Source organism: Paraburkholderia sp. CNPSo 3274, from assembly GCF_024206475.1.
GTDB lineage: Bacteria > Pseudomonadota > Gammaproteobacteria > Burkholderiales > Burkholderiaceae > Paraburkholderia.
The window spans coordinates 15,156-41,028 of sequence record NZ_JAMBPR010000074.1 but is presented as its reverse complement, the minus strand read 5'-3'; the positions used below and the strand labels follow the sequence as shown (position 1 = coordinate 41,028).

Sequence of the window (25,873 nt, the reverse complement as noted above, 5' to 3'; positions counted from 1 at the left end):
GTCATGTGCGGCTCCATGAAGGGTGGGACGACGCAGAGACACACGCATGATGCGCATGCGTCTTGAACGATCCTGAAGCTGCTTTGGCGGGTGCCTCCTTCACGGCAGCACGACGATCTTCCCGCCGGCCTTGTTTTCTTCCATGCACCGGTGCGCTTCAACGAGATCGTCGAGTCGAAATACGTTTCCCACGGGGACACGAAGTGTGCCGGCCTTGACCTGACCCAGCAGTTCGTCATACGGGGTCGCCATGAATTCGTTGACTCCGCCGTCGTAGATCGTCAGTCTCACCGTGCTCGGTATCACGTCCATAGGGCTGAAGTTATCGAACGACCATTGGTTGCCGACAATGCCGGTCATGCACACCACGCCGCCCTGCTTCGCGCAGCGTAACGAATCCTTCAGGGTCGAGGTGCCTATGAGTTCAAGCACCTTATCCACGCCACCGGGTGACACTTCGCCGACCTCCTGGGCGATCGTGCCCGAGTCTATGACGACACGATCCGCTCCGTTAGCACGTAACGCGTCGCCTTTCTGTGGATTGCGGGTCGTCGATATCACGAAAGCGCCGTGTGCTTTGGCAATCGCGGCGGCGGCAAGTCCAACCGAAGTCGTTCCGCCCCGAACCAGCAGGCGATCCCGCCGCTGAAGTGCAAGCGCCTTGAACAGCGAGCCCCACGCGGTTTGAAGCATTTCCGGCATCGCGCCGAGCGTTTCCCACGGCAAACTGGTCACCAGCTTTTGCACCTGCCGGGCAGGGACGCAGGTGTACTCCGCATAGCTGCCGTCGAACTCGCGCCCCATGCCTCCCATTGCGGTGGCAACCGTATCGCCTTTTGCGAATTCCATTCCTGGTGCGTCTTCAACGATACCGACCGCCTCTATTCCCAGCACGCGCGGAAACTTCACGCTCTGAGAAAATCCCTGACGCGTAAACATCTCGGACCGGTTGAGCCCGAACGCCTTGACGCGAATCAGCACCTCGCCGCGCTGCGGCGACGGTATCGGACGCTGTTCGAGTTTGAGCACTTCAGGGCCGCCCGGCTCGTGGATCACTGCTGCTTTCATGGTCGTCATCGACGCTCCCTTTGCGGCTCGCGAGCACGCGCATATGATGAATAAACAAGTCCGTCCTTTCCCGAAACGGTTTGCAGTGCAAATGAAAATAGAGCAAGCGGTGCGGCAAACGTGAGGGCCGCCGTGCCTACGTTCAGATCACCCTCTCTCGTGATTCAGTTTCCGCTTGCCGAAACGGATCACGTCCAGGCAGAGAGCGTATCGAGTGGAAGGGCACGGCGTTCGACTGAACTCACTCACTGCCTATCGAAAACGATAGCGCAGTCGCGAATTTCCAGTAGACGGCGAAGTGAAAAATCGTTTTCCAGTTCCGGGAAGATCGGCACGCCACCGCGTGTCGCTTTCACGCCCGCGCTTCCGGGTGGCGCCTGTCCTTGCGACGCCACCGGGAACCGGCGCACAATAGTCTTTCCAGGGATGGAAAAACGATGGCGAACCTGAACTCGCTGGTGATATTCGCAAAGGTAGTCGAATCCGGGAGCCTTTCCGGGGCGGCACGCCGGCTTGGCATGCCAGTCTCCACAGTCAGCCGGCAGATTGCGGAGTTCGAAGAGGCACTGGGCGTTCGCCTCCTCGAACGCTCCACGCGCAGCCTCGCGCTTACCGACCTCGGCAAGGAGGTCTACGAGCATGCGGTGCGAAGCGTCGAATTGGGCGAGGCCATTGAAAGCGTTGCTTCCAACCATCTCTCGGACATGTCCGGGCTCTTGCGCCTTTCGGCGCCGCCAAGCGTTTCGGATACCCTGCTGACGCCGCTCGTCATGGAATTCCAGAAGCGCTATCCGAACGTGCGCTTCCAGATTCTCGTGACCGAGCGCTACGTCGAACACATCGCGGACGGCGTCGACCTCGTGTTCCGCGTTGGCGCATTGCGCGATTCGTCGCTGGTCGCGCGGCGCCTTCTGGCATACCGCCACCGGATCGTGGCAACGCCCGCCTGCCTCAAGCGCTGCGGGACGCTCCAAAAGCCGCACGATCTGCTCGAGCACCGCCTGCTTGCGTTTTCGCACTGGAAGCCGGATTGCAGCTGGTGCTTCATTCACGAGAAAGGCGGAGAAAGGCAGACGCTCACGTTCCAGCCGTTCTTCGCGATGAACGATTTCGCCGGCCTCGCTTCCATGATTCTGGCTGGTTCCGGTATTGGCGAGCTGCCCCCTGTGGTTCGGCCCGATCTCGTCCGCGAGGGCAAGCTAGTGGAGGTGATGCCGCAGTGGCGCCTCCCGACATACAACCTCTCCCTCGTGTACCTGGGCAACCGGCACATTTCGAAACCGTGCAGGCTCTTCAAGGAGTTCGCGATCGAAATGGCACCGGTGTTGTTTCCGGATCTTCCGGAGTGAAGTGCCGAACATTCGAACTCCTGACGGATTGCGAATGATTGAACTGGGTTCAGTGGTATCGCCTGTTTTGACCTTTCAAGAGGGTAAGGAGCCAAAGAGCCCGGGCACCATCTTCGACGCGAAGTCCCTGAAGATTCGAACCTGCCGGGGCAGATAGCGGTCGCGCAGGTTGGCGATGGTCAGGTCGAACACCGGCAGATGCCAGTCCGGCAAGACCTCGACGAGCAGCCCGCTGCGCACGAGGTCTGGCTGAACGATGGGTGGCAGTTCCCCGATGCCGCAGCCTTCGAGCAGCGCCACGATGAGTCCGGTGTAATCGTTCATGGCGATTGCCGGCTGGAAGGGAACCGTTTCGGAATCCCGGCCGTTGACGTGAACGAAGCTCCAGCTATAGTCCGGCTTCCAGAAGGAGAACGCGAAAAGCCGGTGCGCGGGAAGGTCCCGTGGCGATTCCGGAGGGTGACATCTGGCGAGGTACTTCGGACTTGCAACGACCTGATGCCGGTAGGTCAGCAGCGTGCGTGCCGCGAGCGTCGCGTCGGTGAAGGTTCCGACCTTGAATGCGATATCGACGTCCTCGGCTATCGGGTCGACGATGCGTTCGGTAATGAAGGCCTTGACCTCCACGTTGGGGTAAGCCTGCTGAAAGACTTCGACGACAGGCACGATGAGCGAGTCGGAGAGGCTCGGCGGCGCACAGAGCCGCACGGCGCCGGACACCTCGGGAAGGCGGTTCGAGATGACATTGTCGACGGCTTCGCTGACCTCGGTGGCCTGTTTTGCGAGCTCGAATACTTCGGCGCCGAAGTCCGTGAGCCTCAGGTGATGGGTGGATCGATCGAGCAAACGGACACCCAGCTGATTTTCGAGTTCGGCGATACGGCGGCTCACCGAGGAAATGGGCATCTTGAGCCGCCTCGCGCCCTCCGAGAAGCTGCTCGCCTCGACGACCTTCGCGAAAATCAGCAGCGTATTCAGATCTTTCATCACCGTTACGCTCCGTCCGACCCTCATCTTGCTGGCGATCTACGGCATCGTCTGACGCAGATTACCTCAGCAACTGGGCGGCAGCAAGGCGGTGGTCCGCCGGTGGCGACGTGAAGGACCCGGTCGCTTAGAGCACGACCCGCTCGCCGTTCGGATTGCCTTGAAAGGTCCAGCTTCCCCCGCTTCGGAACGACGCGCCTGTCGCGAAGGTGTCCTCCATGAACTGGAGATACGTGCAGCGGCCATGTTCGACTTTGGCGAACACTGCGAACGGTGTCGTCACGACCTTGGACAGCACCGTCGATCGGTACGTGAACCGGCCGAACATGGCCGCGTATTCGTCGGTGCCGAACAGCGCCTCCGGCTCGAAGGATTGAATCTCCCAGAAACTGCCGACATCCACAAAGGTCTTCACGATGCTCTCGGGACCGTGAGACGTGCCGGCCCACGGCATGATCCGCTTCAGATCGGGATTGTCGTAGTTGAGGGAAACGTAGGTCACGTCGGGTGTGACAAGCGCACGCACGTGGTCGATATCGGTTGGCTTCTCGAGTATCGAGGACAGCACTTCGGTTGGCGTGAGCATGGGCCTGCTCCTCCTCATCAGGGGACACGCTCAAGCATACAAACACCGCGCTCGCACGAGCTTTCCAGAAATGGAAATCCGATTTCCGGAATGTCCGTTAGCGGTTAGCCGATCGGTTGGCTACGATCGAGGAAGAATTGCGGTTCACGAGTGCTTGCACAAGGTCGGAACGCAAAGCGTCGCTGACTGCATCGTCCGCCCCGGTGGACCGTTGCAGTCACGGAGGCGGGAAACAGAAAGGAGCGCAACTGTCATGAACACCGCGATCATCTGGAGTGCTGATTTCTGGGCTGCTCCCGGATCGGGCGCGTCTCGTCAAGGCGTTCGGCACGCTGGGCGCCGAATCGCTGGAGGCCGCCGCGAATCGGTCGCCGGAGCGGGCCGTGCTGTTCTATGCGGCGGACGATACGCAGGCCGGCGAGGTCGTGGCAAGACTCATTGCCGTCAGCGGGTTTTCGCCCGTGCGCGTGGGCGGCATCGACCAGTCCATCCGGATCGAGGTTGGCGGGGATCTGCATGAGTATGGAAAGCTCGGCAAGCTGGTTTCCGCCGAAGAGGCGGCGTCGCTCGTCTGAGCGGCGTAGGCATAGGCATCAGGTCATGGAGGGACGACCCATCGTGAACACCGAAACGCGCCACGTCTCCACGGTCGCCGAATTGCAGACGGCGGTCGACGACGACCAGGTTCTGCAAATTGTCGTTTCAGCGCAGATTGCCGGGGTTGCGGGCTTTCGCCTGCGACCCGGTCTGGCTTTGACTGGCATCGACGCACAAGCCGCCCTGCGCTTCGCACCCGGCAGCGACGGGCTGGAGCTTTCGGCAGACAACCGGGTCGAAGGCTTGCGGCTTTCCACGGATCCCGATCGACGCGCGATATTCAACGATACGAGCGTCGACGGATTCGGTCGGCTCGTGCTGCACGATCTGAGCATTGCCGGTGTCGTGCAGCTGCTGGCGCGCGACAGCGTGCGTGGCGGCCATGTCGAAGCGCACGATATCGACCTGTGGGCCGCCGATGCCCGTGGCTATGACGAGCGCCCGAAGGGATATGGCGTCGAAGTCGTTCCTGGCGCCTTCACGCTCTGGAACCAGCACGAAGACCGCGGCGTAGTTATCACGGCGGACCTCACCGGGCTGTCCACCGGCCGTGCCGGCGCGCCGGTTCGCGGCAGCGGCATTTTCGTTAGCGGCGCCGGGGAGACGGGCGGGCGCGTCGTCGCGCATCGCCTGGAGACGGGCGCCGTCCACAGCGATGGCGGAATCGCGCCCGGCACGCCGGATCGCATCACCGGCGGCGTGTTCGTCGTGTCGGGTGCATTCGTCGCCAACGTGCACAATCACGGCCCGGTCACGACGTACGGTCCGAACGACATGGTGCTCGATAACTGGGGAGCCGTCGATCGCTGGATCGTCGACGGGAAGGTCACGTCCTACGGGCCGAGCGGCATCGGCTTCGTAAACTTCGGCACGCTGGACCGGCTGGAGGTCAACGCGCTGATCGAGACGTTCGGCCAGGGATCGCGCGGCTTCAATGTCTACACAGGCACCGTGCGGTCGGCGCAATTCGAGCGCGTCGTCACGCATGCCGATGGCGCGGTGGGCATCCAGATCAGCCAGCCCGTCGGCGAGATCACCGTCCGCCGGGGCATCGAGACGTGGGGCGGTACGGGCGATTCGCTGGTCAAGGGCGTCGTGGTCCAGCTTGCGGCCACGGCGCTTAGCATCAAGCCCGGAGGATCGGCGCGCAAGATCGCGATCGCCGGCGGCCTGATCACGCATGGCGAAGGCGTCAATCCGCTGGAACTGCATGGCGCGATCGAATCGCTCGAGGTCAGCGGCGGATTGACGGCTGCCGGTGGCGGATTCGCCAGCATCTAGCACCGAACGTTGACGCCACAACCAGGGAACGCAATGGACCACACGACAAAATCCGGTATGGCGGCCGATGGCCGTTCGCGGCGCGAGTTTCTGCGGACTGGCTCGGCCTCGGCGCTCATGCTTGCCTTATCCGGCCCGGCGCGGGCCGGGAGCGAAAAGACCAAGGCTGAAATGGAGGGATCCGCATCGCCGCAGCCCGGTGGTCCACTCCAGTCTGCGGGAGCCCTCGAGTTCGGGCCCGCCAATGTTCTCTTTGTCGGCGATATCACGGGTGGCGCCGTCCACGCATTTGCACTCAGGGAATCGGACCTGACCTCGCAGGCCGACGTCGATGTGGGGAATTTTCATAACTTCGAAGGCCGCGATCTGGTTTTGGGCGTGGATCAGAAGCTCGCTGCTCTGTTCGGTACGACGGTCGGCAATATGGTCATCAACGATATGGCGATCCATCAGCCGTCCCGACAGATCTTCATGTCGGTCGAACGCGGCCGCGGACCAGGCGCCATGGCTGCGATCGTGAAGGTCAATCACGGCAAACTCGAGTTGCTCGAACTCGACGGTATTCCGCACTCGAAAATTGCAATTCCAAACGAGCCGGACCAGAAAGCGATGCTGGAGTTTGAGCCCCAGCAGGTCTATGCGATCACGGACGTCAAGTATTACAACGGCGAGGTTTTCGTGACCGGGATTTCGAATCAGCGCTTCGCATCGACGCTGTATCGCATCCGATACCCATTCGACTCCCGCCTGTCGACGAGCACCGTCGAGATCTGGCACCCGACTCACGGCGAGTTCGAAACGCGTGCCCCGATCGTGCGGCAACTGATCCGGGAGATGAACGGAGAGCCCTGGCTGTTTGCCGTGTACGGTTGCACACCGCTCGTCCGCTTCCATCTGCACGATTTGAAGGATGGTGCGCATGTGCGTGGAGACACGATCGGCGAGCTGGGCTATGGGTCGAACCCGCTAGATATGCTGATTTATACCGACCCATTCGATCATAAGGATTACTTGCTTGTCACCATCGACGTACGCAGCGCGTCTCGCATCGAAGCCGCGGAGCTGACATCGGCAAAATCGGAACCGACGGGCGGCCCGATCGATTTTGGGCCGGGCGGCCTCGGGCGTACGCAGCGCGATCTGCCGATCCGCGCGGAACATATCGCGATTCTCGAGCCACGGTGGGCAGTCGTTATCTGGCGGCATCCGAAGACGTCATATCGACTGGACATCGGCACGCTGATGGTTCCGTACTTCTTCGACCGCAGATTGGGAATGGCGGAAATGAACTGGCCGAATGGTCCGGACCCGTTCCACTACCGCGAACATCGCAACGAGATCGACCACGCGTAGCCGGTTGCCGATCAACTGGACGCAGGGTAATTGCTCAACGAGACTGAGTGAGGATTTCGATGACGCTCCAGCCAACACTGCGGTTCGATCCCGATGCACAACAGAGTGGGGCGGCTAGCGTCGGCGTTCACAACCTCGATCCGGATCTTGTCGCGTCCCTCGGCAAACGCCAGCGGATCGACCACCTGCTGCAGGCCGCGCTGCGGGTGAGCGTTATCGAAGCGGCCATGCAGGGCTGCGACGAACTTCCCGATGTGCTTGGCCGCTATCAGCTTCTGGAAGCCGGCGTGCGATTCATTCCGCGTTTTCCGTTCGAACCGGGCGTGCGTTATCGCGCGAGCTTTGACCCGCGGCCGCTCGGCCGTGCCGGGCATGCGGACGTGCTGACACTCGACTTCTCGCTTGCGAACCCGGCCGATCCCGAACCGACTTACGTGACGGGCGTCTTTCCGTCCGCCGATGTGGTGCCGGAAAACTTGCTTCGTTTCTACGTATGCTTTTCAAGGCCGATGCGGCGCGGCTGGGCAGCGCAACAGATCAGCCTTATCGATTCCGAAGGACGGCCTGCGCCCGATGTGCTCTATCGGCCTCCGCTGGAGCTTTGGGACAGGAGTATGCGGTGCCTGACGGTTCTGCTGGATCCGGGCAGGCTGAAACGCTGGGTAGGGCCCAATCGGGAACTGGGTCCGCCGCTGGGACTGGGGCAACGTTACGCGCTGGCCATCGGCTCGGCAATGGTCGACTCGTCCGGTCGTCCGCTACGGCGGAATTTCTACAAGCCTTTCGTTGTCGCGCAGGCGGTCCGCGAGCCTGTCGCACTCATGCATTGGAAGGTTCTGGCTCCCGCCACGAAGAGTCGCCAGGCGCTTACGATCCAGTTTCCCCGGTCGCTGGATTGGGCGTTGCTCCGGAATGCGATTACGGTTGTGGGGGACGATGAACTACCGATATCGGGGCGAGTCGCGATCGAAAAGGGTGAGAGACGCTGGAGTTTTACACCGGCTTCACCCTGGACGGCGAGGCGGCCTGCCATTCGTGTCGCGCCGGACCTCGAAGATGTCTGCGGCAACAACCTGTGCGCGGCATTTGACGGGCCGCGCCGGCCGCGCCGCGAATTGACCGGCGAACGGGCCAATCGCTCGATTCACTTCGAACTGACAGACCCGGCGAATTCCGCGGAAACAGCGTAAGGGCAACCTCTCGCCGGCAGGTAACGCGTGCTGAAAGAGTCGGCTCCACGTGGGAGCCTCGCGTTCGATTATTTGCGTCCAATGCAGTCGCTCACCACGGAATCGTCTGGTTTTCCCAACGCGTGAACGTCCCCGTCGGGCCGTCGGGACCCAGCAGAACGACGCGCACCGCCTCGCGCGCACCCTCCTCGACGGTCTCCGTGCCCGTATAGCCGTTGAGGTTCGTGCGGGTGTAGCCGGGAGAGACAGCGTTGACCCTGATTCCCTCCGGCTCCAGCTCGATCGCCATGGCAACGGTCAATGCGTTGAGCGCCGTCTTGGACGCGGGGTAGACCGGACCGAAGATCGAGCGCCACGGGAACGCAGTGTCCGAGTTCGTCGTGAGCGAGCCAACGCCACTCGACACGTTGACGATGCGAGCGGCCGTCGACTTGCGCAGGAGTGGCAACATCGCCTGATAAACGGCGAGGACGCCGAACACGTTGGTGTCCCATACCGCGCGCATCTCATCGAGAGAGACATTGCTCGGCCGGGTCGTCTTCGCGAAGTCTTCGACGGACTGGCCGGGTTGCCGGTTCGTGCCCGAAATCGCGGCGTTGTTGACGAGCACGTCGAGGCGCCCATAGTCGTCGTGAATGCGCGCCGCGGCGGCGGCGATCGAAGCCTGATCCGTCACGTCGAGCTGGAGCGCAAGCGCGTTCGGCCCAACCTCCGTGGCCGCGGTCTCACCGCGTTCGAGATTGCGCGACCCGACCAGCACCGTGAAGCCGTTTGACGCGAGATCCTTTGCGATCTGAAGACCGATTCCCTGATTGGCTCCGGTGACGAGGGCGATAGGTTTGTCCTGCATGGCGTTTTCCTTTCGGTTGGTCAGCTCACTTCGGCTGCCCATGCTTGCGCATCGGCGCCGGCGGGAATGTGCATCGGAGACGAGGGGTCGGTCGCCGCGCGCCATACCGCCTCGGCGACGTCCTGTGCACGGGTGAGCGGGGAAGCCGTGTCCTCCAGATGCGCGAGGACTTGTTTGACGAGACCGGCGTAGGCTTCGTTGTCGAAGCCGTGGATGCGGGCACGCGCGTTCTCTCCAAAGCGGGTCTCTGGCGAACGGCCCGGCAGCACCAGGCGCACCCGCACGCCGAACGGCGCGAGTTCCAACGCCATCGACTCGGTAAATGCGTTCACCGCGGCCTTGCTCGCGCGGTACGCGCCGATCAAGGGCAGTGCCTTCAAAGTCACACTGGATGTAACGTTCACGACGACGCCGGCCTTGCGCTCACGGAATTGGGGAAGCACGGCTTGCGTCACGGCGATCGTGCCAAACGTATTGGTCTCGAAGACCTCGCGCACCGCCGCAAGCGGAGCAAGTTCAGCCGGGGAAGCCGTGCCGAAGCCCGCATTGTTGACGAGGACGTCGATCGGTCCTGCGGCCATGACGGCCTCGCGTATGCTCTGCGGCTTCGTGACGTCGAGCGCCAGCACGCGCAGGTGTTCTGAAGGCGGCAGCACGTCGTCACGCGGCGTGCGCATCGTGGCGACAACCCGCCAGCCACGGGCGAGGAAGTAGCGAGCGATCTCGAGGCCGAATCCGGAAGAGCAGCCGGTGATCAGCACGGTTTGCATGCGAACTCCTTTTGGATAATTTGCGTGTGCCCATACGATAGTTCGCGACGACCGTACTTGCTACAATCAATGGTCCGAATTTCATTTGCAGGAGTCCGGCCATGATCGATCCGTTGGCCGAAGTCGTGACGCTGCTCCAGCCGAGTGCGCGCTACTCCAAACTCGTCCTCGGCGCCAGCCCGTGGCGCATCAGTCGTTCGGTGGCGGGCGAGCCTTTCTATTGCGTCATCCTCGATGGCGGGTGTCGCATCACAATCGACGATCACGCGCCGCTCGAACTCGTGGCCGGTGACTTCGTCCTGATTCCTGCGTCCGATGGCATCGAGATGAGCAGCCTCGAGCCTCCATCGGCGGACCTCGAGACATCCACGCCCGTCGCGCTGGGCAACAATGAATTCAGAATCGGCGCTGCGGACAGCCCGATCGACTCGCGCATGGTGGCGGGCCACTGCAGCTTCGGGTCGCCGGATTCATCGCTGCTGGTTTCGCTGCTGCCGCAACTCGTGCATGTCCGCGGCCAGGAACGGCTGGCCACACTCGTAAAACTCGTGCGCGAGGAATCAAGAGAGCAGCGGCCCGCGCGCGAAGTCGTCCTCTCTCGCCTGCTGGAAGTGCTGCTCATCGAAGCGCTGCGATCCACGGCGGGAACGTATGCACCAGCGGGCCTCGTGCGCGGACTCTCCGACAGCCGCCTCGCGGCTGCGATCCGGGAAATGCACGAGCACCCGACGAAGCCGTGGACGGTTGCGGCGCTCGCGAAGGAGGCCGCGCTCTCGCGTTCGACCTTTTTCGAGCGCTTCAGTCGCGCGGTCGGCATCGCGCCGATGGAATACCTGCTCACCTGGCGCATGGCGCTTGCAAAAGATCTACTGCGCCGCAATCACGGCCGTATCGCCGAGATTGCCCAACGGGTTGGCTACAGCTCGGCCAGCACCTTCAGCGTCGCCTTCACGCGGCACGTCGGCCGGCCACCTACGCAGTATGCACGCGAGGAGCAGACGACTCCGGAAGGCGTGTAAGCAGGCGCAAACTGGTTGCCGGCGGGCCTGGGCCACGAGCGCCAGCAGGCGGCGCTCCGGGCGCAGCAAGCGCCGGTTTGCGCACGGCGAATATCAATCCGGCGGCCTGCCGGAAGCCGGATCGGTAATGAGTCTCGTGCTGCGTCGGTAGGTGACATAGGCCCAGAGCCAATCCAGCATGACCTTCACCCTGTTCGGCCCACCGGTGAGGAACGCGATATGTGCGGCGCCCCAGAACCACCACGCTGGCGCACCCCACAAGCGGATGGGGCCGATTTCCGCCACAGCCGCCTGACGCCCGATCGTTGCCAGGCTTCCGAAATGTCTGTAGCGAAAGGCTGGGGGCCGACGACGACCCGCAAGCTGCGCGTCGATCACTCGCGCGGCATATTTTCCTTGCTGTTTGGCGGCAGGCGCCAACCCCGGTACCGCCGCACCCTTCCAGCCCAGACTCGAAGCGGCATCGCCAATGGCATAAACGCCTTCAACTGCCGGAACAGAGAGGTCTTCGTTCACCTTGATTCGTCCGGACGCGTCCTCTGGCTGGTTTAGCCATTTGGCAACCGGAGACGCCGCCACCCCTGCAGCCCACAGGATCGTGCGAGCGGCAATTCGCTCCTTGCCGAGATCGGCGCCATCCTGATCGACGCCCAGTACCCTGGTATCGAGGTAGACCGTGACATCCAGCTTGCGAAGGGAACGTTCCGCCGCGGCAGACAGGGAAGGCGGGAATGTCGGCAGAACGCGGGGCCCAGAATGAACCAGAATGACACGCGCTGTCGATGGATCGAATGTGCGGTATTCCTGATCCATCCCGTGGTGCGCCAGTTCTGCGATGGCGCCGGCCAGTTCGATACCAGTCGGCCCTCCCCCGACGATGATGAACGTAAGCCACGCGACACGGGACGCTTCGTCAGCGGCCGTTTCCGCTTCTTCAAATGCACGCAGCAGACGGCTTCTTATCGAGGTTGCGTCCTCTATGTTTTTTAGCCCAGGCGCGTACGGCGCCCAGTGATCGTTGCCGAAGTAACTGTGACGTGCACCAGTTGCCAGTACGAGATAGTCGAATTTCAGGCTGGCTGCGCCGATCAGCACTTCGCGGGTGGCGGTGTCGATGCCTGTGACGCTTCCCAGACGGACCTGGACGTTTCGCTGTCCGCGAAAGAGGCTTCGGATCGGCGTTGCGATTTCCCCGGGCGACAACGCAGCTGTCGCGATCTGGTAGAGCAGCGGCTGAAACAGATGATGATTCCGCTGGTCGATGAGGGTGATCCGGCAGTGCGAATTGCGTAGACCGCGAACTGCCTCGATCCCGCCAAAGCCACCGCCTACCACCACAACATGTGGATACTGATCCAGCGTGCTTTCTTCTCTCTCCGGGCTGCTGAGCACCGCGCGGGCGAGCAATTGATCCACCGAGATAACGCCGGGCCCGGTGACTACGAACATCAGTAGCAGAAGGAGAATAGCGAGCCGATCGTCCATGGACATGGCTATGCCAGCGAGTGGAACCATGGCGGCATAGATGAACATCGCCGGTCGCGTCATGCAGCCGAAAGCGATGCAGAACGCGAGCCCTGCGGCGATCCATGATGGATAGACGAACAGTGTCGCCAGACTATGATGAGCGGCCTGCCCGAACAGGGAAGGCGTCAATGCGGACGCGAGACTGAGCGACGCCGCGATGCCTGCGCGCGAGACGAGCAGGAGCACAGGTGACACATATCGTTCAATCAGCTCATAGAATTTCCTGATCTGTCGGGCCGGCCCAAGTGGAGCCCACGTCAGGCCTCGCCCGAGCATCGCATCGAGGGAGAACGTTCCCGGACCCAGCACGACCAGCCACGCGAGCAATACAAGCGTTGCGCCGCCTGGACCAAGGGCGATCGATCCGTAACCGCCAACGAGCAATACAAGCGCAATGGGCCGGGTGAGGAGGCCAGCGGTGAGCAGGAACGGCACGATACCGTGCAGCGCTGCCTCCACGCTGGACGGCGCATGCAATCTGGCGCCGGTTACGCCGCCCTGATTGCTTTGCGCCATGGCCATGATTTGATGCACGAGCACGACTTGTCCGAACCAGACGCGAGTGGCAAGAAGAAGCCACGGCATGCAAAGCGCGCGTACTTTGGGAGCGAAGCGGACCAGGTGTTTGAAGGCGTTCCTGAGCATAAGGCACCATTTCGAGCGAACCATCACGGCGAACGGGGCGTCGACGCGAGTCTCACCAGCGCAGACAATGCGGCGCGATGGCCGAGCCGAGTGCGGTCGTGATGACGATCGCGAGCATGTACCAGACACCCCAGAACGGGACTGCCATCTCCGAGCAATAGAGCGAGTAGACGAGCAATCCCTGCCCGCCGGCCAGAAGACCCGCGCCCGCGCCGGCCAGGGCGAGATGCGTCGGCGCGAGCTGCTTCATCGCGCGCGTCATCACGGCGAGCGAGGGGAGCGAGAGCAGCACGACGTTTGCCGTCGTCGTGCGCCATGTCGTGCCGAGCATCAGCTCGAGCCGGTAGCCCGGCGGCGTCGCCAGCAGGATGCTGCCCGCGGCGAGCAACATGGAGGCCACCGGCAGCGCCACCGCGAGCCAGGCGAGCCCGAGGAGCGCGCCGGGGCGGCCCAGCGCCTCGGCTAGCTTCATGGCCGCGGCGATGATCGCGAGCGGGAACGCGAGGCGCACCCAGAACATCGTCGTGAGGATCAGCTCGGGCATGTCGCTGCGCACGCCGTACAGCGCAACCAGCAGGACCGCGCTGCCGGCAAGGCCGTGCAGGAGCGCGCGCGTGAGCAGCCTCGGGACGGCGTTGCGCTCGACGGGCGCCACGTCGCTCGCGAGCCGGGTGATCAGCTCTCGCGTTTTCATGACCGGTACGCGCGGTCCCCGAGCAGGTAGTCGATCGATATCACGCCCGGACCCCACGCGGCGATGCCGAGCGCCATGGCGGCCCACGTGATATGAATCGGCCAGCCGTCCGGCACCGTCAACTCGATGATGCAGGTCATCAGCAGCAGCCCGGCGGCCGCGAAGCGCGTGCCGAATCCCAGCACGAGCAGCACCGGGAAGCCGACCTCGCCGCACGCGGAGAGGAACGCGAAGAGGGCCGGCGCCGGAAACGGATAAGGGCCACCGGGCAGATGGAGCTTGAATTCGTCGGTAAAGAGATCGATGGCCGTGTCGTTGAGCTGCAGAAAACCGTGCCACTTGAGGATGCCCGATTTCCAGAATGGCACGGCCAGCGCGAGGCGTAACACGAGCTGCACAAACGACGGTTGTGCGAGCCGTTCGATGAAGCGCCGCGCGCACCCGATCGCGTGCGCGACGTTGCCCGCAAAGGACGGTCTGGAGTCTTGTCGAGTTTGCATGGTGATTACGCTCCCAGTTGAACGGCGGCGAACACGCCGGCCGAAATCATCGCGGCCAGGCTGGCCGGCAGGTCGAAGGTGTCGCTCTCCTCGAAGGCTGCCTGCGCGGCGGCGCCGAGCGGCATGCCCTCGATGAGCGCGAGGAGAAACGCCGCGCCGCCCGCCGGCAGGCGCGAGACAATCACGTCATATTCGGGCCGCGTGACGAGCGCGTCTTCTGCCTCGTTCGAATGCAGCGGGGTGACGGGGCCGGGCGCCCGGTTCATCGCGAAGATCGCGACGGCCGGGTAGCGCGAGCGCACGATGCGCGCGGCTGGATGCGGGGCAAAGCGCAGGTGCGCGAGCGAATCCAGAGCGATGCTCGCGAATGCGCCGGCTGCGAGCGGTGCGGCGTCTTCGGCGTGATACGCGTCGAGCCAGGCGCGCTCGATGCGTGCCGTATCCGCAAGCCACGGCATGTCACGCGCGTACTCCCAGGTTTCGATGAACGACGGAAAATCGCGACCGTACTCGAACAGTAGCGGCGAAGCCGGTGGCGTGGCGCGCACGTGAAAGCGTGCCATCGCGCGGAAGAACTCGACGCCCGTGATGCGCTGCACGGCAGGATAGATCGCGGCCAGCGCATCGATGAGGCTAACCGTGACGTTGTTGCGATAGACGTTGTAGCGCTTGACGACGCCCTTGCCGTGGGCAGCCACGACGCCGTTCGGCGTGGCGAGTTCGGGGTTCGTCAGTCCCGGCGCAAAGGCCGTCGCGTAGTCGCTCGTGTGTTGCTCAGGCTTCATGGCGGGTGCGCTCCGGATGATATACATCGGACTCCGATGCATTATTCTCAGAATGACCAGAGTTGATCCGCCGGGCCGCCAGTGCTTGCGCGCGAAGTTCGGACCACGCAGGCAACTGGCTGTCCCATTCGATCAGCGTCGGCATCGGCCCGGTCCGTGCGATCACATTGCGGTAGAGCGCCCATACCGGATCGGCGACGGCGCGGTCGTGGCTGTCGATGAGCAGCGGCGCGTGCTCGTCGTCGTGTTGCTCGCTGTGGCCTGCCAGGTGAATCTCGCCGACGTATTCGAGCGGAAAGTCCGCGAGATAGGCGCTTGCCGAATAACCGTGATTGGTCGCCGAAACGAAAACGTTGTTGACGTCGAGCAGCAGCCCGCAGCCAGTGCGCTGTGCGACCGCACGGATGAATTCCGTTTCACTCATCGTCGACGACGCGAACGCCACATACGTCGACGGATTCTCGAGCAACATCGAACGCCCAATGGCTTCCTGCACCTGATCGATGTGTTCGCAGACCTTGTCGAGCGTCGCCTTCGTGTAAGGCAGTGGCAGCAGATCGTTAAAGAACGTGCCACCGTGCGAGGACCACGCGAGATGTTCGGAAACGAGCGCGGGTTCGTAGCGCGCGACCAGTTCGCTAAAGCGCACGAGGTGGCCGGCGTCGAGCCTGTCCGGTCCGCCGATCGACATGCACACACCGTGCAGCGAGACCGGATAGCGCTCGCGGATTGCGCTCAATGCGCGGTGCGGCGCCCCGCCAGCGCCCATATAGTTCTCCGCGTGCACCTCGAAGAAGCCGTCTTGCAGGCCGTGTTCGAGAATCGCCGCGAGATGTTCATGCTTGAAACTCGTGCCCGCGAGCCCGGCCGCGCCGGGCGCCGTGCGAAGGGGACGGCAGGACCTCGCCGCTGTTTGGATGGAAGTGTTCATGACCGTCCCCTCTCTTTCGTCGTTGTCGCGCTCAGGACTTCATCGGCGTGAGCGAGCCGTGGCCACCGCCCGGCACGACGATGCTCGCGCAGGTGCCACCCTGGACGAACTTCCACGAGTTACCCTGGAAGTCCATCGTCGAGGTACCCTGACAGGTCGTGCCCGGACCGGCGGCACAGTCGTTTTGCCCCTTCAGCGCGACGCCGAAGCACTTTTCCTTGTGAGCGGCGACGGCGGCGCTCTCTTCTGCCTTCGTGAGCGGCGCGGCATGGGCGACTGAAGCGAGCAGGCTTGCAACGGCGCCTGCGAGCAGGGCGGAACTAACAGTGGTCTTTGCGGACATGGACTTTCTCCGGTGGTTGAGATGAGAGGTATCCGTTGCGGATACGACAGCTAATTCGCGTGATGCCGAACGCCGGTTACACGGATCGAATTTTTTTACGTGGAGCTTCGAGGGGGGCAGGATGCTCGCAGGTGCTGTGAGTGCTTTCTCGCGAAAAAAAAGTACTTCCGGCTGTAACCGGAATGCGTAACCGAACGAATTAGCAGACCGGGGCGACTAACGTCCGTATCTGAACGCGGCTTGAAGGTGGCCCTGAGTTCTGGCTGCGCTGAGTGGAGCGCTCACTGAGTCAAACATCGTTCGCTCAATACGTGTTGGCGCTCGTAGTTATGCGGCCGAAGCGCGAACGGCTTTGTGCAAAGGTACGGACGTTCTTGACCTTCTGCATGAAGAGGTCCCTCGATTTGCGTCTGACGTTCCCTCTCTCGGCGCGCAGATACAAACACGCAGCGCGCCTATCCAGCCACGTCTGAGAAAGCTCCGCGTGAGCGGATTTCGCGGTGCGACTGCGATCGTGCGCTGATGGGTTCACTGAATAAGTGAACCGATTATCCAAAGGTAGGTATCCGTGAAAGTCTCTCATTTTCTTCGATGCGCAGCCATCGGAACAATCATCGTATCGAGGGTAATACACGCACACGAGATCGGTGCAAACTTCGATTGCCGTGCTGATCCGCACAAATTCATTGAACGGCTGGTCGAAGGAAAGGAGATCGATCCGCTACCGATGAAAGTGTCGGACAATTCGGTCAAAGTCAACGCGAGCGCGAGGTCATGGCGTTGGTGGTGACCGGAAAATAGCGCCCCGAAACGTCAAGCACCGACCTACGAACCCGCAGCCCAATATCATTCCTGCGCACGTGGCTCTAGCGTAACCGTCAGCGGCGGTTGATCGCGCAACCAATCACTGCGCCCCATCTGTGCAATGATTTCGCAAAACTGGGGATAGCGGTACAACCGGTATGACAAAGGAAAGTATCTGGAAAAGAAAAACAAATTGGTGTCGCGGATTTCGTACGCTTCGCGGGCGTAGCGAATCGCCTCATCCTCCCTCGCCACCGCGCAAGCCGCGATAGCGAGTGACGTCGGCGTAACATATTCACGACGGGCCCGGGCCTGCATTTCAGCGTAAACCGCTTCGGCCTCAGCGGCTTTGCCCCAACTTGCGAGGGCCACGGTAAGCCAGGCCATGGACCAGGGGTGCCGGCCGGACATGGCCAATGCCGATTCTCCCACCGCGATGGACGCTTCGAACTGGCCGTTCAACAGCAGTGCCATCTGCAGCACCCAGTTAGCAAGGAAGCTCTCCGGATCGAGTTGGATGGCGCGCCCGCTGACCTCCACGCCTTCCCCGGTCTTGCCTGCGACAGTACAAGTCAGTGCATATAAGGCGTGTGCGTAGGCTGAAAGGGGGTCCGATGCCAGCGCTAACTTCGCTCGCTCCATTCCCTCCGCCAGCCGCCCTTCCGAGAACTGGAGATAAGCGCTTCCGTACCATCCGAGTGCAGAGATGTACTTCGGATTCAGTTGTAGTGCGCAAAGAAACTCACGCTCGGCTTCCGCCGTGTTCCAGGCCCAGAGGAGGGAAGCGAGAGCCAGGGTGCAGTGTGCTTCGGCGAGCGATGAATCTAGTGCCACCGCGTGTCGAGCGGCCTCTATGGCCTTTGGCATGAAAGCCTGAGGAGCCGCAAACCCGTAGAAGCAAAGCATCGAGTAGCAATCGGCAAGACCGGCCCACGCCAATGCATAGCCTGGATCGAGATCCACTGCCCGCTGGCAACAGGCGAGGGCACGGGAAATAGCAGGCCCCCTTTTGTAGAGCAGAGCGTGACCCTTCAGGTAGGACTCGTAGGCCTCGAGATTCGGGGTTCCAGGGGTCACCAGGTTTCTCGTACCCCACGGGAACGTGACCTTCAAGCGCTGCACGATCGCTTGCGCAATCTCCTCCTGAATTGCGAACACATCCTTTAGCTCACGGTCATAGCGTTCCGACCAGAGATGATATCCGTCCACCGCAGACACGAGCTGTGCCGTGATACGCAGCCGATTATCCGCTCTGCGCACACTTCCCTCGAGAACGGTGCGCACGTTCAATTGCTCGCCAACAATGCGCAGGTCGATGTGCTTACCCTTGAACGAGAAGGCGGAGCTTCGTGCCACGACGTGAAGCTCCTGGATCTGGGCGAGCGCGTCGATGATTTCTTCAGTGATTCCGTCGGCAAAGTATTCGTGCTCCGGATCTGCGCTCATGTTGACGAACGGCAGTACCGCGATGGAATCGTTTACCACGCTCTCGGTGGGGGCAGGCGTGGCGCTGCCTGCAGTTACCGGTGCGACCAGTCGATAGCCTCGTTTTGAAATTGTCTCGATGACGCGTGGATCGCGGGCATCGTCGTCAAAGGCGCGGCGCAACGCAGCGATGCAGCGCTTCAATACATCCTCGGTCACCACGGTCTTGGGCCACACGGCTTGAAAAAGCTGCTCTTTGGAAACCGTGTCTCCCGGGTGCTGGGCCAGGCACACCAGGACTTCCATTACCTTGGGCTCGAGGCGAGTGCTCCTGCCCAGGGAAGAGATGCTGTTGAGGCTGGGGGTGACCACCCAGTTCCCCACTTGGAGGTCGTCCATCGGGTCTCTCCACCAGCCGGTCGGTTGTCAGAATTATAGCTTTGCTGAATACCGTCCGCACGAGCATCCCCCTACGTCGAAGCGCTGTATAGCGAATGTCGACAACTACCGTCCAGGCTCCATCGAAATCATCAAAGGCAGGCGGGAATACTACGCGATGTCGAACGCGTTCGAAGTTGCGAGCCGCGTCGCGCAGTACGAGAGGATCGTCGTCGGCAAGAACCTCAAGTGCGGGATCGACGGCGAGATCCACGCGCATTGGATTCGAGTTACGCCACCGGGGGGCTCCGATCGCCGAAAGCCGTCCTCACCAAAAATCCACTTCAACATCACCGTCTCCTCACGACTTCCGGGCACCTCCCCACTAACAATGGTCCCATCGGAACGATTTATTCTGAAGGGAATATTTAATATTTTTTTCGAACCATAGGCGTGCGCGCCTCTTTGGGGAACGTCCAGAAGCGCAGCACGAATTCGTCGAACGCCGACCCGGCTGTTGGTGCCGACCGAGGCCAGCCAGGCCGGCATATTGCTCGCCGAAATCCATGGATGCATGGGCCGGCTCCCACCCGGTTTGGCTGCGGGAAATCGATGACAGTCAGACGCACCGCGCGCTACACGGGCGCAGATTGGAAAAGTTCGCGCGGTAGCGCGCCTGCAGAGAAGAACCGCGATGGAAAATGAGCTCAGTCGTACTGTGGATGCGCTCCCGGGCCTGGTATGGACCGCAGTGCCGGACGGCCGCATTGAATTCGTCAATCGCCCCTGGTGCGAATATACGGGGCTTTCCGTAGAGCACGCGTGCGGCGAGGGCTGGCAGTCGGCGATCCATCCCGAGGACCGAGCCGCACTGCTGGAGGTCTGGCGAGCCGTCGTTGCTTCCGGCGTGCGGGGCGAGGCGGAAGCGCGAATGCGTCGCTTCGATGGCACGTATCGCTGGTTTCTATGCTGTGTCAGCCCAGTCGTCGATGCTGCCGGAAAAGTCGTGAAGTGGTGCGGTATCAACACGGATATCGAGGACCGTAAGCAGGCCGAAGCTGCGCTGCGGGCACACGAGGAGCGCTTTCGGCTAATCGTAGACGGGCTGCCTACGCGTGTGATTCTTTTTACGCCGGAGGGGGAGGTATGTCACGCCAACCGCCATACGCTTAAATATTCAGGCGCGACGGTTGAAGAACTGAAGCAGTGGACTAGCAGAGACTTTATCCACTGGGATGATCGACGCGCGACTGTTGCCCGTTTTTATGCGTCGATCAGAACCGGCGAGCCATACGATTTTGAGTCCCGCCATCGTCGCGACGACGGCGTTTATCGATGGTTTCGCGTACAAGGCTTTCCGTTGCGGGATAAGGAGGGGCGAATCGCTCTCTGGTACTTCTTGCAGACGGACATCGACGACCGTAAGCGGGCCGAGGCGTTGCTTGCGGGCGAGAAGCGCCTGCTCGAAATGGTCGCCATGGACCTGCCGTTGCCTACGGTTCTCGATGACTTATGCCTGCTGGTCGAACAGATCGCGAGCGACTGCTTCTGTAGCATTGCGTTGATCGATCCGGGCGAAATGATATTCCAGCGGGTGAATGCACCAGGCCTCGCTTTGACCTACACCTATCCTTCGAGTGGCAGCCGCGTCCACCTGGACATGGGACCCTTCGGATTAGCAGCGTCCCTCAGCGAGCAGATAGCCGTATCAGATATCGCGTCCGAGTCACGCTGGCCACGGGCATGGCGCGACCTGAGTCTCGCGCACGGTCTGCGCGCGTGTTGGGCGAGGCCGATTCTGTCGCGTACAAACGAAGTGCTGGGAACATTCGCGATATTCCGGTCGGAGCCTGGAACCCCCACTCCGTTTCAAACCGATCTCACAGGACGGCTTACACACCTCGCGAGTATCGCGATCGAGCGTGCACGGAGCGAACTCGCGCTGAAGCGAAGCGAAGAGCGTTTCCGTGCGATCGTGGACACGACACCGGAAAGCGTGACGGTCCTCGCAAACGACGGAACAGTATTGTGGGTCAATTCGGCTGGACGCCGCGCTTTGGGATCGGTGCGTGCGGAAGGCGTGATCGGTGTGTGTTACTTCGATTTCGTGGCTCCTGAACATCGCGCGCGGTATATCGAGTTCAACAAAAACATTTGCTCGGGAAGCGATGGCGTCCTGGAGTTCGACTTAATCCCGCCACACTGCGAGCGAAGGCACCTCGAAACCCATGCCGCGCCGATGCACGACAGCGACGGCGCGATCGTGCAACTGGGCGTCACACGTGACATCACCGCACGCAAGCAGGCGGAGGAGCAATTGCGCAAGAGCGCGGCGCTGATGGCCAAAGTGGAGCAGCTCACATTGAGCGGAAGTTTTAGCTGGCGCCCAGAGCTTGGTTCATTCACCTGGTCGGAACAGCTCTATCGGATCTTCGGCTTCGAGCCAAGTGTGAGGATCACGCTGGACACGATCGCCGCGCGAGTCCACCCTGGCGACCTTCATGTACTGCACGAAATGATCAAGCGGGCGAAAGACGGCCAGCACCTGGAGTTCGAGCACCGCCTGCTGCTGTCCGACGGCTCGGTCAGGTATGTGCGCATACAGGCTCACGCCACGCGTAACCCGCAGGGCTGGCTAGACTACATCGGCGCTATACACGATGTCACCGAACGCCGCGAGTCCGAAGAAGCACTCTACGGCCTGCGCGTCGAATTAGCCCACGCAAGCCGGGTCAACAGCCTGGGAGCGCTGACCGCCTCGATTGCGCACGAGATCAACCAGCCGCTGGCCGGCATCATGACCAACGCCAGCACCGGCTTGCGCATGCTGAGCGCACAGCCACCCAATGTCGAGGGCGCGCTCGGGACCATGAAGCGCACGATCCGGGACGGACACCGCGCCTCGGAGGTGATGACACGTCTGCGCGCACTGTTCAGCAAGAAGGCGGTGACGATGGATGCCGTCGATCTGGTCGAAGCCGCGAACGACGTCATCGAACTGCTGCGCGCAGAGATTCGCAATAAACGCATCGTGCTACGACTGGAGACGGCCGACAACCTGCCGCCGGCCACAGGCGACAGGGTCCAGCTCCAGCAGGTGGTGCTGAACCTTCTTCTCAACGCCGTGGAGGCGATGAATGGGATCGATGACCGCCCACGGCAGATGCTGGTCAGGATAGAGCGCGACGATGGCGACCACGTGCGACTCGCTGTGACTGATTCCGGCGTGGGCTTCGACCCGCAGGATGCGAGCAAGCTCTTCGACGCGTTTTTTACGACCAAGAGGGAAGGGATGGGCATCGGGCTGTCCGTAAGCCGCTGCATCATCGAGCGCCACGGTGGTCGCTTGTGGGCCACCTCGAACGAGCGCTTTGGTGCCACCTTTTCATTCTCGATCCCGTGTCGAGCCGAACGCATGGCGGCCGCGGACGGTGCTGTAGACAAGGGCCTGCTGCTGCGCTCGGACATAGAGCGGATCGTGAGCGACCTGTGATGGTCGAACGCTCGCTTATCGCGGTGGTCGACGACGACGAGTCGGTACGCGAATCGCTACCTGATCTGTTGCGTGAGTTCGGCTTCGCGGCGCGCGCCTTTGCTTCGGCGGAGGCGTTCCTGGCCTCCAGCTGTGTTGGTGAGGCGCGCTGCCTGATCCTCGATATGTGCATGCCCGGTATGTCCGGCCGGGATCTGCAGCGCGAACTGCTGCGGCGCCGGCAAACCGTTCCGATCATCTTCATCACGGCGCATGGAGATGAAGCCCTCCGCCGACGCGTGTTAGAACAGGGCGCCGTTGAATGTCTCTTCAAACCATTCAGCGATACCGCTCTACTCGGGGCGATCCGGGCCGCGCTCTACGCCAAATGATTCATCCAGGTGCCTAAGAATGGAGTTCTCAATGACACCAGCATATGTAGTCGAACGTGAATCGGAACTCTCGCTGGCGCAAGCCATGCCGGTCGTCTTCGTCGTCGACGACGATGTCTCGGTACGTGAGGCGCTCGAAGCCATGATCCGCTTTGCTGGTCTCAGGGCAGAGACGTACGCCTGCGCACGGGACTTTCTCGAACGTCCACGCGTCAGGGCCCCGAGTTGCCTGGTGCTGGACGTCATGCTTCCCGATCTCAGCGGCCTCGACCTTCAGAAACTCATTGCCGCCGAGCGTACCGACACACCAATCATCTTCATCACTGGCTACGGCGACGTGCCTACGACAGTGCAGGCCATGAAAGCTGGAGCGCTTGAATTTTTCACCAAACCCTTTGACGACCAGGTCATGCTCGATGCTATCCGGCACGCCATCGGGCGCAGCCGCGTGGCATTGAGCGAGGAAGCCGAGATGCAGTCGATCCGGGATCGCCACGCCTCACTCAGCGGGCGCGAGCGCGAGGTCATGGCGTTGGTCGTGACCGGGCTCCTTAACAAGCAGGTGGGAGCCGAGATGGGCATCGCCGAGATCACTGTGAAGATGCACCGCAGGCAGGTCATGCGAAAGATGAACGCACGCACGCTCGCCGACCTGATAGGCATGGCGCGAAGACTTCATCCTGACCGCGCGCCGAAGGCCGCGTTGCAAAAAGTCGCGTAAAGCGGTCGGCATATCGCTGGAAGACTACGCGAGCGACCTGACCATGCGCCAGGAAGCCGTGTGCGCTCCGGCTCCCGCTTCTCGCGATCGGCTAGCGACGAATTCGGGCATCGCTCCGGGCGGGGCGAGCACCGATGCAGCGCGGCGTTCGTATGAGCGATTGCACGTACACGCCATGCGTGTGACGCGCAAGTGTCGGCGCTGCCCGCCTGGCGCGCTGCTTCGGCCGATACAATGGGGCCCACAAGCTCATGTTTAGTCGTCGGTCGTGCGTTTTCCTACGCTCAGATGGACGCCAACACTGTCTCCCGCCGACGACGCGATGGCGAACGATGCAACGCACGCTGCTTTGCCGATGCACTCAACCGTCGAGAAGATTGCAATGGCAACGCAGCGCGAGTACTCAAGGGGTAACGCCGGTGCAATGGCGAACACGCCCACTCCACAGATGAACGTGAAAACCTGACGGGCAAAGCGCAGGTTGGCTATGGCAGCCGTGCCAACGAAGCCGAGCAGCACCTTCGACGTCACCAAGGCAAGCAGCCCGGTCGGATCAAGCACGCCACCAAGCTCCAAAGGCGTCTCAATCACTGCCCAGACGCATACCGCGATGACAGATGTGTTGAACAGCAAGTCGCTTTTTCTCGCTAGCTCGACGAGGTTCTTTGGAATACGTTCGGATAAAACGTCCTTGTAGTCCATCGGATTGATCATGTTGGCTGTTTTCTTGGGATCCACGAGAAATCCTCCTCTGGGCGGGAAACGTGTCCTCATCGCGCGCCCGCCATGGAGACAAGCTACGTTCGATGGATTAAGCGGGCGTTGCTGTTGCGGGGTGGCGATGCTGCTGCCACGGCTCTAGCGGCGCTGCACAGTGCGGCTGCACATAGCGTGCATTTACGGGGAATTTGCGTCGACGTAGGGGATGCCGTGCGCGGGCGTGCGGCGGACCTGCGTTTGGAGCGTCGGCCTGCGAACGAATTTAGGCCATGCCCAATGTGGCCGCAATGACACTTTGGGTGAGGGGTGAAACGAGATTCACTCGCGTCGATGCGGCGATGTTCCCACACCATTGTGCAATTGAGTCGCGCGCCGCCTTGCGCTTAACCTTCTCTCTGGAAGGCGACTATCAGGACGACTCGAGAGGCAATCACGGCAGCAAGGAGGCTCGATGATTCGGCAGGTCGAGCAGGTACATCGAGGGCCCCATCGAATGAAGTTCCTCTCCGGTTGGTGCAGTCTTCCTTCGTCCCTTTCCCTGCGGCTTTCAGAGCGGCCATAGAGCAAGGCGCCTGTATGAGAGAAATCTGCTGGAAAGTTCTTCGTCCCGCTGCAGTAATCGCCGGGCTCTCAAGCCTCGGTGGCTGCAGCTGGGTCCTGTTCAACACGAAGGGCAGTGTCGGCCTTCAGGAGCGCGACCTCATCATCCTGTGCGTCGGGTTGATGCTGATCGTGGTCGTACCGGCCATCGTGCTGACGTTTGTCTTTGCAGGGCAGTACCGGGCGTCGAATCACAACGCCACGTATATGCCCGAGTGGGCGCATTCAACGCGGATCGAAGCCGTGGTGTGGGGTATCCCGATTCTGATCATCGTCACACTGGCAACCATCGTGTGGAAATCGACACACGAGCTGGATCCGTACCGGCCGCTCGACGTGCCCGGCCAGCCCATCAACGTCGAAGTCATCGCAACCGACTGGAAGTGGATCTTCATCTATCCAGACCTCGGCATTGCCACAATCAATCAACTGGTATTCCCCGCACATCGCCAGGTGGCATTCAGCATCACCTCGAACTCGACGATGGGAACGTTCTTCATTCCCCAGCTCGGCGGCCAGATCTACGCGATGGCGGGCATGCGGACCCAGCTGCACCTCACGGCAAACGAGGAGGGGAAGTTCCGCGGCATGTCGGGCAATTTCAACGGACCGGGCTTCTCCGACATGAAGTTCATTGCGACCGCCACCAGCGAGGATGACTTCCAGCGCTGGGTGAAGCAGGTCCGGACCTCACCTAACCAGCTCGATTTCAACACGTTCCAGAAAGTGGCAAAGCCCAGCCAGGGTATTGCCATCGTGCAATTCTCGCGGGTTCAGCCAGGCCTTTTCAGGGCAGTGATCGACCAGTTCGTCGGTCCGGGAGCGGACGCAGCGGCACATGCAGCTCTCGACGTCAGCGCATCGTCGAAAAGAGAGGAGTAACACA

24 protein-coding genes are annotated in these 25,873 nt (G+C 61.8%); 10 read left to right on the top strand and 14 right to left on the bottom strand.

The annotated features are described in order from the left end of the window. Window positions 1-99: 99 nt before the first annotated feature. Window positions 100-1,077, bottom strand: a complete 978-nt coding sequence (locus M3I54_RS35360; protein WP_254344170.1) for a zinc-binding alcohol dehydrogenase family protein — start codon at window positions 1,075-1,077, stop codon at window positions 100-102. A 428-nt stretch (window positions 1,078-1,505) separates the two neighbouring features. Between M3I54_RS35360 and M3I54_RS35355 the strand changes: the two genes are divergently transcribed. Further along, window positions 1,506-2,417: a LysR family transcriptional regulator gene (locus M3I54_RS35355; RefSeq protein WP_254344168.1), complete on the top strand. Its 912-nt coding sequence runs from the start codon at window positions 1,506-1,508 to the stop codon at window positions 2,415-2,417. Window positions 2,418-2,492: 75 nt separating this feature from the next. On the opposite strand, the gene M3I54_RS35350 is transcribed toward M3I54_RS35355, so the two are convergent. Both M3I54_RS35350 and M3I54_RS35345 read right to left on the bottom strand, forming a co-directional pair. Next, window positions 2,493-3,404 (bottom strand): LysR family transcriptional regulator, encoded by a 912-nt coding sequence (locus M3I54_RS35350; RefSeq protein ID WP_254344166.1) that lies wholly within the window; start codon window positions 3,402-3,404, stop codon window positions 2,493-2,495. A 127-nt stretch (window positions 3,405-3,531) separates the two neighbouring features. Next, complete coding sequence (locus M3I54_RS35345; protein WP_254344164.1) at window positions 3,532-3,990, bottom strand: nuclear transport factor 2 family protein; 459 nt, start codon at window positions 3,988-3,990, stop codon at window positions 3,532-3,534. A gap of 275 nt (window positions 3,991-4,265) precedes the next feature. Here M3I54_RS35345 and M3I54_RS35340 point away from each other — a divergent pair, with 275 nt between their 5' ends. The 4 genes from M3I54_RS35340 to M3I54_RS35325 all read left to right on the top strand — a co-directional run bounded on the left by M3I54_RS35340 (window position 4,266) and on the right by M3I54_RS35325 (window position 8,411). Continuing rightward, a complete protein-coding gene (locus M3I54_RS35340; protein WP_254344163.1) occupies window positions 4,266-4,565 on the top strand; it encodes a hypothetical protein in 300 nt (99 codons plus the stop codon). Window positions 4,566-4,647: 82 nt separating this feature from the next. Further along, window positions 4,648-5,868: a hypothetical protein gene (locus M3I54_RS35335; protein WP_254344160.1), complete on the top strand. Its 1,221-nt coding sequence runs from the start codon at window positions 4,648-4,650 to the stop codon at window positions 5,866-5,868. A 57-nt stretch (window positions 5,869-5,925) separates the two neighbouring features. After that, window positions 5,926-7,221, top strand: coding sequence for a hypothetical protein (locus M3I54_RS35330; protein WP_254344158.1), 1,296 nt, complete (start codon window positions 5,926-5,928; stop codon window positions 7,219-7,221). 47 nt (window positions 7,222-7,268) lie between these two features. Further along, entirely contained in the window at window positions 7,269-8,411 is a 1,143-nt protein-coding gene (locus tag M3I54_RS35325) for a hypothetical protein (protein WP_254344157.1), read from the top strand. 91 nt (window positions 8,412-8,502) lie between these two features. Here the strand turns inward: M3I54_RS35325 and M3I54_RS35320 are convergent, their stop codons facing one another. Beyond that, window positions 8,503-9,261, bottom strand: a complete 759-nt coding sequence (locus tag M3I54_RS35320; RefSeq protein WP_254344155.1) for an SDR family oxidoreductase — start codon at window positions 9,259-9,261, stop codon at window positions 8,503-8,505. 20 nt (window positions 9,262-9,281) lie between these two features. Beyond that, on the bottom strand, window positions 9,282-10,031 hold the full coding sequence (locus tag M3I54_RS35315) for an SDR family oxidoreductase (protein WP_254344152.1): 750 nt from the start codon (window positions 10,029-10,031) through the stop codon (window positions 9,282-9,284). Between the two features lie 101 nt (window positions 10,032-10,132). Between M3I54_RS35315 and M3I54_RS35310 the strand changes: the two genes are divergently transcribed. Next, the gene (locus M3I54_RS35310; protein ID WP_254344150.1) at window positions 10,133-11,050 is read left to right on the top strand and encodes an AraC family transcriptional regulator; all 918 of its coding nucleotides are present in this window, start codon (window positions 10,133-10,135) and stop codon (window positions 11,048-11,050) included. A gap of 93 nt (window positions 11,051-11,143) precedes the next feature. Here M3I54_RS35310 and M3I54_RS35305 read toward each other — a convergent pair whose 3' ends face one another. The 8 genes from M3I54_RS35305 to M3I54_RS35270 all read right to left on the bottom strand — a co-directional run bounded on the left by M3I54_RS35305 (window position 11,144) and on the right by M3I54_RS35270 (window position 19,658). Next, entirely contained in the window at window positions 11,144-13,222 is a 2,079-nt protein-coding gene (locus M3I54_RS35305) for an NAD(P)/FAD-dependent oxidoreductase (protein WP_254344147.1), read from the bottom strand. A gap of 52 nt (window positions 13,223-13,274) precedes the next feature. Then, window positions 13,275-13,916, bottom strand: a complete 642-nt coding sequence (locus M3I54_RS35300) for a DUF1109 domain-containing protein (RefSeq protein ID WP_254344145.1) — start codon at window positions 13,914-13,916, stop codon at window positions 13,275-13,277. Further along, window positions 13,913-14,416, bottom strand: coding sequence for a DoxX family protein (locus M3I54_RS35295; RefSeq protein ID WP_254344143.1), 504 nt, complete (start codon window positions 14,414-14,416; stop codon window positions 13,913-13,915). The genes M3I54_RS35300 and M3I54_RS35295 overlap by 4 nt, the downstream gene beginning before the upstream one ends. 5 nt (window positions 14,417-14,421) lie before the next feature. Then, window positions 14,422-15,201, bottom strand: coding sequence for a DNA-binding domain-containing protein (locus M3I54_RS35290; RefSeq protein ID WP_254344141.1), 780 nt, complete (start codon window positions 15,199-15,201; stop codon window positions 14,422-14,424). Continuing rightward, window positions 15,191-16,132: a DUF692 domain-containing protein gene (locus tag M3I54_RS35285; RefSeq protein ID WP_302059273.1), complete on the bottom strand. Its 942-nt coding sequence runs from the start codon at window positions 16,130-16,132 to the stop codon at window positions 15,191-15,193. Before M3I54_RS35285 ends, M3I54_RS35290 begins: the two co-directional genes overlap by 11 nt. A gap of 31 nt (window positions 16,133-16,163) precedes the next feature. Continuing rightward, a complete protein-coding gene (locus tag M3I54_RS35280) occupies window positions 16,164-16,475 on the bottom strand; it encodes a DUF2282 domain-containing protein (RefSeq protein ID WP_254344139.1) in 312 nt (103 codons plus the stop codon). Between the two features lie 846 nt (window positions 16,476-17,321). After that, a complete protein-coding gene (locus tag M3I54_RS35275; RefSeq protein WP_254344138.1) occupies window positions 17,322-19,103 on the bottom strand; it encodes a winged helix-turn-helix domain-containing tetratricopeptide repeat protein in 1,782 nt (593 codons plus the stop codon). 150 nt (window positions 19,104-19,253) lie between these two features. Further along, window positions 19,254-19,658: a hypothetical protein gene (locus tag M3I54_RS35270; RefSeq protein ID WP_254344137.1), complete on the bottom strand. Its 405-nt coding sequence runs from the start codon at window positions 19,656-19,658 to the stop codon at window positions 19,254-19,256. A gap of 118 nt (window positions 19,659-19,776) precedes the next feature. Between M3I54_RS35270 and M3I54_RS35265 the strand changes: the two genes are divergently transcribed. Genes M3I54_RS35265 through M3I54_RS35255 form a run of 3 tightly spaced genes read left to right on the top strand, consistent with a single transcriptional unit; the run spans window position 19,777 to window position 23,667 of the window. Next, complete coding sequence (locus M3I54_RS35265; protein WP_254344136.1) at window positions 19,777-22,575, top strand: PAS domain S-box protein; 2,799 nt, start codon at window positions 19,777-19,779, stop codon at window positions 22,573-22,575. Next, the gene (locus M3I54_RS35260) at window positions 22,575-22,946 is read left to right on the top strand and encodes a response regulator (RefSeq protein WP_254344175.1); all 372 of its coding nucleotides are present in this window, start codon (window positions 22,575-22,577) and stop codon (window positions 22,944-22,946) included. The genes M3I54_RS35265 and M3I54_RS35260 overlap by 1 nt, the downstream gene beginning before the upstream one ends. Before the next feature lie 31 nt (window positions 22,947-22,977). After that, window positions 22,978-23,667, top strand: a complete 690-nt coding sequence (locus M3I54_RS35255; RefSeq protein WP_254344135.1) for a response regulator transcription factor — start codon at window positions 22,978-22,980, stop codon at window positions 23,665-23,667. Between the two features lie 255 nt (window positions 23,668-23,922). On the opposite strand, the gene M3I54_RS35250 is transcribed toward M3I54_RS35255, so the two are convergent. Further along, entirely contained in the window at window positions 23,923-24,405 is a 483-nt protein-coding gene (locus M3I54_RS35250; RefSeq protein ID WP_254344134.1) for a hypothetical protein, read from the bottom strand. Window positions 24,406-24,963: 558 nt separating this feature from the next. Here M3I54_RS35250 and cyoA point away from each other — a divergent pair. Further along, window positions 24,964-25,869, top strand: a complete 906-nt coding sequence (cyoA, locus tag M3I54_RS35245) for a ubiquinol oxidase subunit II (RefSeq protein ID WP_254344133.1) — start codon at window positions 24,964-24,966, stop codon at window positions 25,867-25,869. Window positions 25,870-25,873 lie beyond the last annotated feature (4 nt).